5 protein-coding genes and 1 riboswitch are annotated in these 8849 nt (G+C 37.4%); of the genes, 2 read left to right on the forward strand and 3 right to left on the reverse strand.

Annotated elements, in window-relative coordinates:
* Window positions 1–8 precede the first annotated feature (8 nt).
* From mutA to D0T56_RS05150, 3 genes are all read right to left on the reverse strand, one after another.
* On the reverse strand, window positions 9–1904 hold the full coding sequence (gene mutA, locus D0T56_RS05140) for a methylmalonyl-CoA mutase small subunit (RefSeq protein WP_163319068.1): 1896 nt from the start codon (window positions 1902–1904) through the stop codon (window positions 9–11).
* Between the two features lie 511 nt (window positions 1905–2415).
* Entirely contained in the window at window positions 2416–3753 is a 1338-nt protein-coding gene (locus tag D0T56_RS05145; protein ID WP_221412334.1) for a hypothetical protein, read from the reverse strand.
* 336 nt (window positions 3754–4089) lie between these two features.
* Window positions 4090–5073, reverse strand: coding sequence for a GntR family transcriptional regulator (locus tag D0T56_RS05150; protein WP_163319070.1), 984 nt, complete (start codon window positions 5071–5073; stop codon window positions 4090–4092).
* 288 nt (window positions 5074–5361) lie between these two features.
* On the opposite strand from D0T56_RS05150, the gene D0T56_RS05155 reads away from it, so the two are divergent.
* Together D0T56_RS05155 and D0T56_RS05160 are read left to right on the forward strand one after the other, a co-directional pair.
* On the forward strand, window positions 5362–6156 hold the full coding sequence (locus D0T56_RS05155) for a polymorphic toxin type 23 domain-containing protein (RefSeq protein WP_163319071.1): 795 nt from the start codon (window positions 5362–5364) through the stop codon (window positions 6154–6156).
* 52 nt (window positions 6157–6208) lie between these two features.
* Window positions 6209–6305, forward strand: a riboswitch (TPP riboswitch).
* Between the two features lie 87 nt (window positions 6306–6392).
* Complete coding sequence (locus D0T56_RS05160) at window positions 6393–8630, forward strand: TonB-dependent receptor (RefSeq protein ID WP_163319072.1); 2238 nt, start codon at window positions 6393–6395, stop codon at window positions 8628–8630.
* Window positions 8631–8849: the final 219 nt, after the last annotated feature.

Below are 8849 nucleotides of genomic sequence, written 5' to 3' on the forward strand. Positions count from 1 at the left end.
TATATATATTATTGAATTCCAAGTTTAGCATTGAATGTTCTTAATGTATCGAGCACGTTACTTCTCACATTAACGAAATGCTCAATTCCCTGAGCTTTCAATTCATCCATCGAAGCAGGAGCACCCGCTACAACAAAATGAGCTTTTCCTTGTATCAATTTGTGAGCTTCCGGAGCATATTCGGCATATTCATCGTCGCTAGAGCAAAGCACGATGATATCCGCTTTCTTGTCGAATGCAGCTTTCACACCTTCTTCCACAGTTTGGAAACCTAAGTTATCAATAACTTTATATCCTGCACAACCAAAGAAGTTAGCCGAGAACTGAGAACGAGCCAAACGCATAGCCAGATTACCGATAGTCAGCATGAATACAACAGGTGTTTTATCTGCTTTTTCAGTAGCCAGACGTAATTTTTCGAAGTCGGTAGCCAAACGTGTTGTTGGCAATGACTGAAGCGTACCTTGCGAGTGACCTTCGCCACATCCGCAGTTGCAACCACCTTCAACAATTTTGTGAGCAGCTGTTTCTGTGAAGTTAGGATATTGGTTAGTTCCCAACAGTATCTCGCGACGTGTTGCAACCGCTTTCGAACGATTGGCAGCAGAAGCAGCGATAGCCGATTGAACTGTTCCGGCTTTCAATGCTTCGTAGAAACCTTTTTCGTCTGTTTCGAGGAATAATTTCCATGCTTGTTCAGCGATAGAAGACGTTAGGTTTTCGATATAATAAGAACCTGCCGAGGCATCGGTAATTTTATCGAAGTGACATTCTTCTTTCAACAGCAATTGTTGGTTACGTGCGATTCTTTCAGAGAAATCATCCGAATCTTTATAGGCTTCGTCGAAAGGAAGAACTGTTAAAGAATTGATACCCGCGATAGTTGCCGACATAGCTTCTGTTTGGCTACGAAGCAAGTTGACATGAGCATCGAAGATAGTCATATTGTAGGTAGAAGTTTCGGCATGTGCATAAATCTTGGCAGCACATCTGCATAATCCGTCATCAGTTTTATTAGAACATTCGTTCGGACATTTAGGGTTGTAAGCCATTACTATTTCTGCCCACAACCAGCGTGCAGCACGGAATTTAGCTATTTCCATGAAATAGTTTGAACCGATGCCAAAGTTGAATTTGATTTTCTTAGCAACCAAAGTTGCATCCAAACCTTTTTCTGTCAGTTTGCTCAATATTTCGTTACCGTTTGCCAATGCGTAACCTAGTTCCTGATAGATATAAGAACCTGCATTGTTTAAACGGGTTGCATTCACATTCAATACTCTGAAACGTGGAAGCGGAGCCGCAGCTAAAGCAATTTCAGCAGCTTTTTCCACCCACTCAGCATTGTCAACGCCCTTTTTGAGGATCGTTTTGAACGGGTCGTAATTAACCGATCCAAAGCATTGCAATACATCTACATTCTGCGATTTGATGTAATCTACAAGGATTTTCACCAATTCGAGAGAATGTTTCTGACAAGTTGAAAAATTCAACTCTACTGCTTCGGGATGAATACCGTTCAAAAGAGCTTTGATGTTTTCCGCATTCACATCCTTGCCCTTGATGTGGAAACCAAGTGACGTAACTCCCTTGTCTAAAATATCCAAAGCCTTTGCGTTAGCAGCTTTGAAATCAACAACATTGATGTCTTGACGCACATACCAGTTGTTGTCTTTTTTTGTTCCTCTTACGTAAGGAAACTCTCCGGGCAGTGAATCCACTGTCTTAAGACCTTCCAGATTTTCACCTCTGTAGAAAGGGTTAACATTAAATCCCTCGTTTGTTTTCCAAACGAGTTTCTTCTCAAAATCAGCACCTTTCAGATCGGCAGTTATTTTTGCCATCCATTCTTCCGTTGACACGGGAGGGAAATCTGTAAAAAGCTTTTCTTTTAGATTTGCCATGTTTATTATTTATAATAGTTTAGTATATAGGTTTATATTTTACTAATAATCAACACATTGCTTGAGCTCTTGTTTTTTGCAGGTCAATATTACACATATAATATCTGATACTGAAAAACTTATCTACTCAAAAAACGACGCAAAGTTAACCCTTTTGTTTGGTTTATACAGCCAATAAATGGAGAAATTTCTAGCAAAAAGACACTCATTCTATTTTCTTTAAACCACACAAAATAATTATTAAGGTAAATTGATACCTTCACCTGACAATTGATGTGTTTTTGATGAAAAAATAAAGCGCAAGTATATCGATATGTACTTGCGCCTTGCTAAATTTTATTAAATGTGATAAAATTGTCCTTTTGCTGCAAAAGCAAACTTTCTAAATTAAGACAAAAATTTCTGCAGGCATACACCCTACAACATTACTATTAGCCAATCACCCATTTTCTTTGCTTTTTAGAACCTAATTTGATAACCCAAAACGAATAGACAAAGAATAATACACATTTTATTTGACATTATTTTTTTTGTTCGATTTTAAAAATTTCTTGTAATCATTTGAGAGATAGGCGTTATAAAATTCCGACTTGTTTTCAAAGAATTTTCCGTTTTTGCTCCATTCCTTATTTAATCCTTTGTTGATTTCAATTACAAAATTCATTACTTGTGAATAATATGGCTTATTTTGACTTTTGTTTATTACAGACAAAATCTTTTTTCTGTCAGCATTTCCTTTTGAATAATCGGCACGAATCCCCGTGTAAGCCAACAGAACAGCAGAGCCTACGGTTACCTTTTTTTCTTTTTGAAAATCCATTGATTCAATAAATTTAGAATTGGCGGTAAGATAATTTAAAACCGTTCTTTTTTCAATTTCCTGTGGATAATTACCCTGCTTGTAAAAAATCTCGAATTCATCTTTGTTTGCAAACAATTTTCCATTTATCCGATACTCATTTTCGTATTCTTCTCTAAAACTATTATTTAATCGTTCAAAATAGGATTGCATAGACGAAATACTATTATTAAAATTGTATTCTCGCCTATCTTTGCCTGTTATTTTGTTGTAATCGGTCAATATTTTTTGATTTAGATTATACGGATTTTGCAGAAGTTGACGATTGTAATCTTTGTAAATAGAATCTAATTTTTGATTGTATGTTGCAAGTTCCAACGAATCTAAACGCTCTAATTCGAGTTTCTTGTTACGAGCGATTTGCGCTGACTGAGACGGATTTTCGTAGGTATAAGTTTTTGAATTATTAGAATATATTAGCGAAAGCAGTGCCAATTGGTCGTTTTGAATAAAAAAGCGAGCTTTTAAATTCTCCAAACGTTGCATCTCCCACTGCATATTTTTTGCTTCATCAAGAGGAATCGGTATTGGTATATTTCCCCAAAAAGTATTGACAATCAGCACTTCATTATCTGCATCATATACTCCCGAATGATAAAAAGGCATACCTGCTAATTTACAGGCATAATCATCATAACTAGTTGAAACTCCCAATTCTTTTGCATAAATGTTTATGTGTGATTCTTGTATTGCACTTCTTTTTGTTTCCGTGCTATCTGTCAACCTTCGTTGCCAGTCTACCGTTGTTTCAAATCCGCCCTTTTTCTTCCAATTCTCCAGCTCTTTTTCTACAAATACACTATATTTGCTGTTTCTTATCTTCTTTAATCTATTAGACATCGCTTCTCCAAATACTTCTCCAAACCATCTTATTGCTTCAACTGCATCATTCCCCTCACGTACTGTTTTTTCGAGATTAGTTTCAGGACGAACAACAATTGTTTGCTTTTTTTGAGCAAAAACGATATGCCCCCAAAAAGCAAACACCATAAAAATTAAAAATATTTTTCCCACAATTATATAAAAAGTTTGTGCCTCAAGTCCCGAAGTAGGCGATTATAAAAATGAAGAAAGCGTGGGACTTTAACTTTATTCGTGTTCGAGGTCTTAGGATACCTTTGCAGCAAATAAGTAAGCCCACGCCGACTTTAAATCAACGTGAGCGTCGACTACTTACTCTTGCTGCGTCTGAAAGTTCCTAAGTTTCGAACACAAGAATAAAAGCTAACGCTTTTTCTTAATATGTTAAATTAATTTATTGTTTTCTATATACTTTCTGTTTTATGTGTTTATTTCCTACAAATATAAATATTTTAATGAAATCAACTATAAAGACCCTCTGCAAATTAATTTTGTGGGGATATAAGTTTGCACTTTATTTCTTGTTTTGATGTATTCGGCAGCCAGTTTCCCCATTTGCTTGAAGTCTGTTGAAATTACTGTAATACCATTCTCAATAACTTCGAGCATTGGCGCATCATTAAAAGTTATCAACCCCACATCTTCGCCCAGTTTATAATCTAATGAACGGCAGAGTTTTACCATCCTAATCATGTCGTTATGGCTTGCCACCAGATAAGCCGTTCCCGGAGTTACGTCCGAATATCCGAAGTCAGATTCTATAAACTTGTAGTTGAAGTTATTATCTTCGCAAAACTGAATAAAGTAAGGAATACAACTTTTAGGATGCTCAGAATCATGTCGGATAATAAAATCTATCTCTTTGTATTTTTTTAGCCTGTTCAGTCCGGATGTAAGGCAATCGTACAGTGTTGTATCAAAACCTTGGCAGACATAAGAAAACTTATCTTTTTTGAATTTTCCCAAGTCGATCAATAAAACTTTACTGTTGTCTAACCTGTCCAAGACATCGGAATACATATCATTTGCGATGTTTGTAATCAGATATAAGTCGTAACGTCCGATACAATCTAGCATCATGTGATTGAATGCCCTTTCATTATAATGATGAAAGTATAAGTCGAGTTTGTAGTTTAAAGGAAGATTTGCGGTCAGTTCTTTGTAAAAATCGTCCTTGTAGGGGCTGAATATGTCTAGCAGAACAAATATATTATTAACCGTTTTAGACACAAAATAGCCTTTTGTGGGAGCCGATTCGATAATTCCTTTTTCTTTCAATTCCTGAAAAGCCTTATACACGGTATCCCGCGCCAGTCCATGCTCCGAACTGATTTTGTTGATAGAAGGAAGAATATCTCCCTCCTTGAATTCTCCGCTGGAAATAGCCATGCGGATGGCATCAGCCAGTTGCCGAACCTTGCTTTTATTTTGATCGAATCTCAATTCCATCTCATCATAAATTTGTATTTTTTTACCTTAAATTCCGAACAGCATATAAAAAAATGAAGCATGGGACTTTAACTATATTCGTCTTTGAGGTCTTAGGATACCTTCGGCACAAACAAGTTAGCCCACGCCTATATAAATTAACGTAAGCGTTGACTACTTATTCTTGTGCCTATTGCTTTCATACACAGAATAAAAGCTAACGCTTTTCCTTAATACATTAAAATCAAATTTTCTTTTTCGAAGTATTTTTTATTTTAAGTATTTATATTTGCAAATATAAATATTTTAATGAAATTAATCACAGTCATAACTTTTATATTTCTCTCACTATCCGCTTATGGACAATCTTTCCCGAAAATAGGAAAGGATATAACTTCAATAAAAATATTGAATCCGGACAGGCACGACGGCTTAGGAATACAAATTTCCCTGGTTGCCATGTTTTCGGCCGGAGTTGTTGACAGAAACGGCTTCCGATTGGGTGGGGGAGTTACATTGTATCAAGATATAGGCGATTGGCGACTATCTATTGGTGCTGATGCTTACAAAGCCAAACAGAAATTCGGATTAGGAACATCTTTTGCCGGGTTTTCGTATAACGACGGCAGATATGGAGGATCGTATTATGTGAACAGATACTATCAGGGAGATAAACAAACCTCCGCAATTTTAGGTATTCGCCTGCACGATTTTCATATTGCCTTCGAAGATGATATTCTGGCACTGCCTTTCACAGGTTTTGTTTTGCATGATAGATACCGCACTGCAGCTCTGGAACTGAGATACAAGCGATTTCTGATAGGAACCAATGTTTACACAAACGAAGCAAATGGTATGACCGATGCTTCACTGGAAAACGGTAAAGGCATATATGCGACAGGTAAACAAATTTCCAGTCCCGTTTATTTAGGATTCACAACAAACAATCTGATATTGAGATACGGCATAAACAGCCGTTTGGGGGGATATGTCGGACAAAACTGGTGGCATCAGGCTTTCTTTGATACGACAGACTTTAAATCGGGCGACTACCGAAATCAGTTTTTCCAAGTTGGGGTGAACAAACCATATACGCTGTACTAAAAATTTTATCGAAGTAAAGTTGCTTTCACAAAATATTACTTATCTTTGCCACCCAAAATCTTAGGGGTGCCTTAAAAAAACGGGCTGAGATCATACCCATTAAACCTGATCCGGGTAATGCCGGCGGAGGGAAATAGATATGCAAAGTGCGCACGCATTCTACTTCAAATTTTAGGTAAATATCTCTTTAACAGAAGAAACCCCTTTTTTATTTATTTAATTATTAGTATTTTATAATGAAAAAGGAATTTTTATTCATTGTTGGTGCTTTATTGATGAGTACCACAGCACAGGCCGAAGAACTGATGCCTGATAGTGTTAAACAAATCAGTCTTGAAGAAGTTACAATCTCCGCCATCAGGGCAGGAGAGAAAACGCCTATCGCTTTCAGCAACGTATCTTCCGAAGAAATCCAGAAACGGAACATGGGACAGGATGTTCCTTATATTCTGGCTCTTACACCATCTTTTGTGCCAACATCCGATGCCGGAACGGGAGTCGGATACACTGGCTTTCGTATTCGGGGAACTGATGCCAATCGGGTAAACATCACTGTGAATGGCGTTCCGCTAAACGATGCCGAATCGCATGGTGCATTTTTTGTCAATTTGCCGGATTTTGCGTCTTCTTTATCATCAATGCAGGTTCAGCGAGGTGTAGGAACTTCAACCAATGGAGCCGCAGCTCTGGGAGGAAGTATCAATATGAAAACTGAAACATTAAACTCGAAAGCCTATGGTGAAATCAATTCTTCTTACGGTTCTTTCAATACAAACAAGAATACATTGAAAGTTGGTACAGGATTGATGGACAATAAGTTTTCGTTTGATGCCCGTTTGTCTAATGTCACTTCCGACGGATACGTAGACAGAGCCTCGGCCGATATGAAAGCCTACTATTTTGCAGGAGGATATTATAACGATAAGACAGTATTGAAGTTCATCACCTTCGGTGGAAAAGAAGAAACCTATCAGGCTTGGAACGGAGTGAGTAAATCGAAACTGAAAAGTGACAGGAAGTATAATGACCTGGGCGAGTACGTTGATGATGAAGGTAATATTAAATATTACAAAAATCAGAATGACAACTACAAGCAAACTCACTATCAATTACACTGGGCACAGGAATTGTCTCCGAAAATGAATCTGAACGCAGCCGCTCATTATACCAGAGGCTTGGGGTATTATGAAGAATACAAGCAAGACCGTAAATATGAGGAATACGGCTTGACTCCGGCCGTGGTGGATGGTGTAACTCTGAAAAAAACAGACTTGATAAGACAAAAATGGTTGGATAACTATTTTTATGGTTTAACATTTGCATTGAATTATCAGGCTGATAAATTAAATGCTTCCATTGGTGGTGCGGTAAACAGTTATGACGGAGAACATTACGGAAAAGTAATATGGGCAAGAAATGCTCAAGGATTGGATATCAACGATGATTGGTATCGTAACACATCTCGAAAATCGGATGCAAATATTTATGCGAAAGTCAGTTACGAGGCCATAAAAAACCTACACCTTACTGCCGATCTGCAAGGACGCTATATATATTATAAAATGAAAGGTAGTGACGACAAGTATGACTCGGACAATAAAGTGATGCGTGACATTACTCAAAAGCATACATTTTTCTTCTTCAACCCGAAAGTTGGGGCTACTTATCAAATAAATCAACAACATGACGTATATGCCTCGTTTTCAATTGCTAATCGTGAGCCTAACCGCAATAACTATACGGATGCAGGCAAGAACGAAAAACCGACTAACGAAAGACTCTATGACACAGAGTTGGGGTATCGCTTCCATTCACCACGATTCAGTGCGGGAGCAAATCTGTATTATATGAAATATAAAGACCAACTGATTCTGAATGGTAAAATCAGTGAAATTGGCGAAATGCTGACAAGCAACATACCCGACAGTTACCGTATGGGTATTGAATTTGTGTTTGGTGCAAAAATAACAAACTGGCTGAAATGGGATGGAAACCTGACTTTGAGCAGAAATAAGGTACAGAAATTTACGGAACAAGATGTAGACGTATACGAAACTGACGCAGATGGTAATTGGGTTTGGACAGATAGCCGTGATAATTATCTGGGAACATCGGATATTGCTTTTTCTCCGAACGTTATAGCAAATAGTTTGTTTACCTTTACGTACAAGAAGTTTGAGGCTGGTTTGCATACAAATTATGTAGGAAAACAATATATTGACAATACCTCAGACAACGGGCGATCTCTGGATGCTTATTTCATCAACAATTTGAGTTTCAGGTATTCGTTGCCGTTGAAATTTATGAAATCGATAGATTTTCAGTTTACAATAAACAATTTGTTCAACGAGAAATACGAGTCGAATGCCTACACTTGGTATTCTTGCTACGTGGACGGCGTGAGGGATAACGATCTTCGCTATTTTCCACAAGCCGGAACAAACGTATTGGGATCTATTGCGTTGAAATTTTAGGCGGCAGACTTTTTTTATTACTAATGTGAATCAGCAGTTGAAAAGTGTTCAATTACATTAGTCATTTTGCGTGACTCGGCATAATCAAAACAAATTTTGCTTCTGCTCTCGCTACTTAAAACGTTCTTTTATTTTATATAATACACTGCGCGGAATTAAAATTCCTTGCATCCCTTTTGACCAAAGCCTCAAAAGGAATCAAAAAGGCTTTTTGTGACT

The sequence above is a fragment of the Dysgonomonas sp. 520 genome, assembly GCF_010501095.1.
Lineage (GTDB): Bacteria > Bacteroidota > Bacteroidia > Bacteroidales > Dysgonomonadaceae > QVMP01.

Coding starts and splice junctions, on each gene's coding strand:
- mutA (WP_163319068.1), bottom strand. CDS start 1,904: ATGGCAAATCTAAAAGAAAAGCTTTTTACAGATTTCCCTCCCGTGTCA.
- D0T56_RS05145 (WP_221412334.1), bottom strand. CDS start 3,753: ATGGTGTTTGCTTTTTGGGGGCATATCGTTTTTGCTCAAAAAAAGCAA.
- D0T56_RS05150 (WP_163319070.1), bottom strand. CDS start 5,073: ATGGAATTGAGATTCGATCAAAATAAAAGCAAGGTTCGGCAACTGGCT.
- D0T56_RS05155 (WP_163319071.1), top strand. CDS start 5,362: ATGAAATTAATCACAGTCATAACTTTTATATTTCTCTCACTATCCGCT.
- D0T56_RS05160 (WP_163319072.1), top strand. CDS start 6,393: ATGAAAAAGGAATTTTTATTCATTGTTGGTGCTTTATTGATGAGTACC.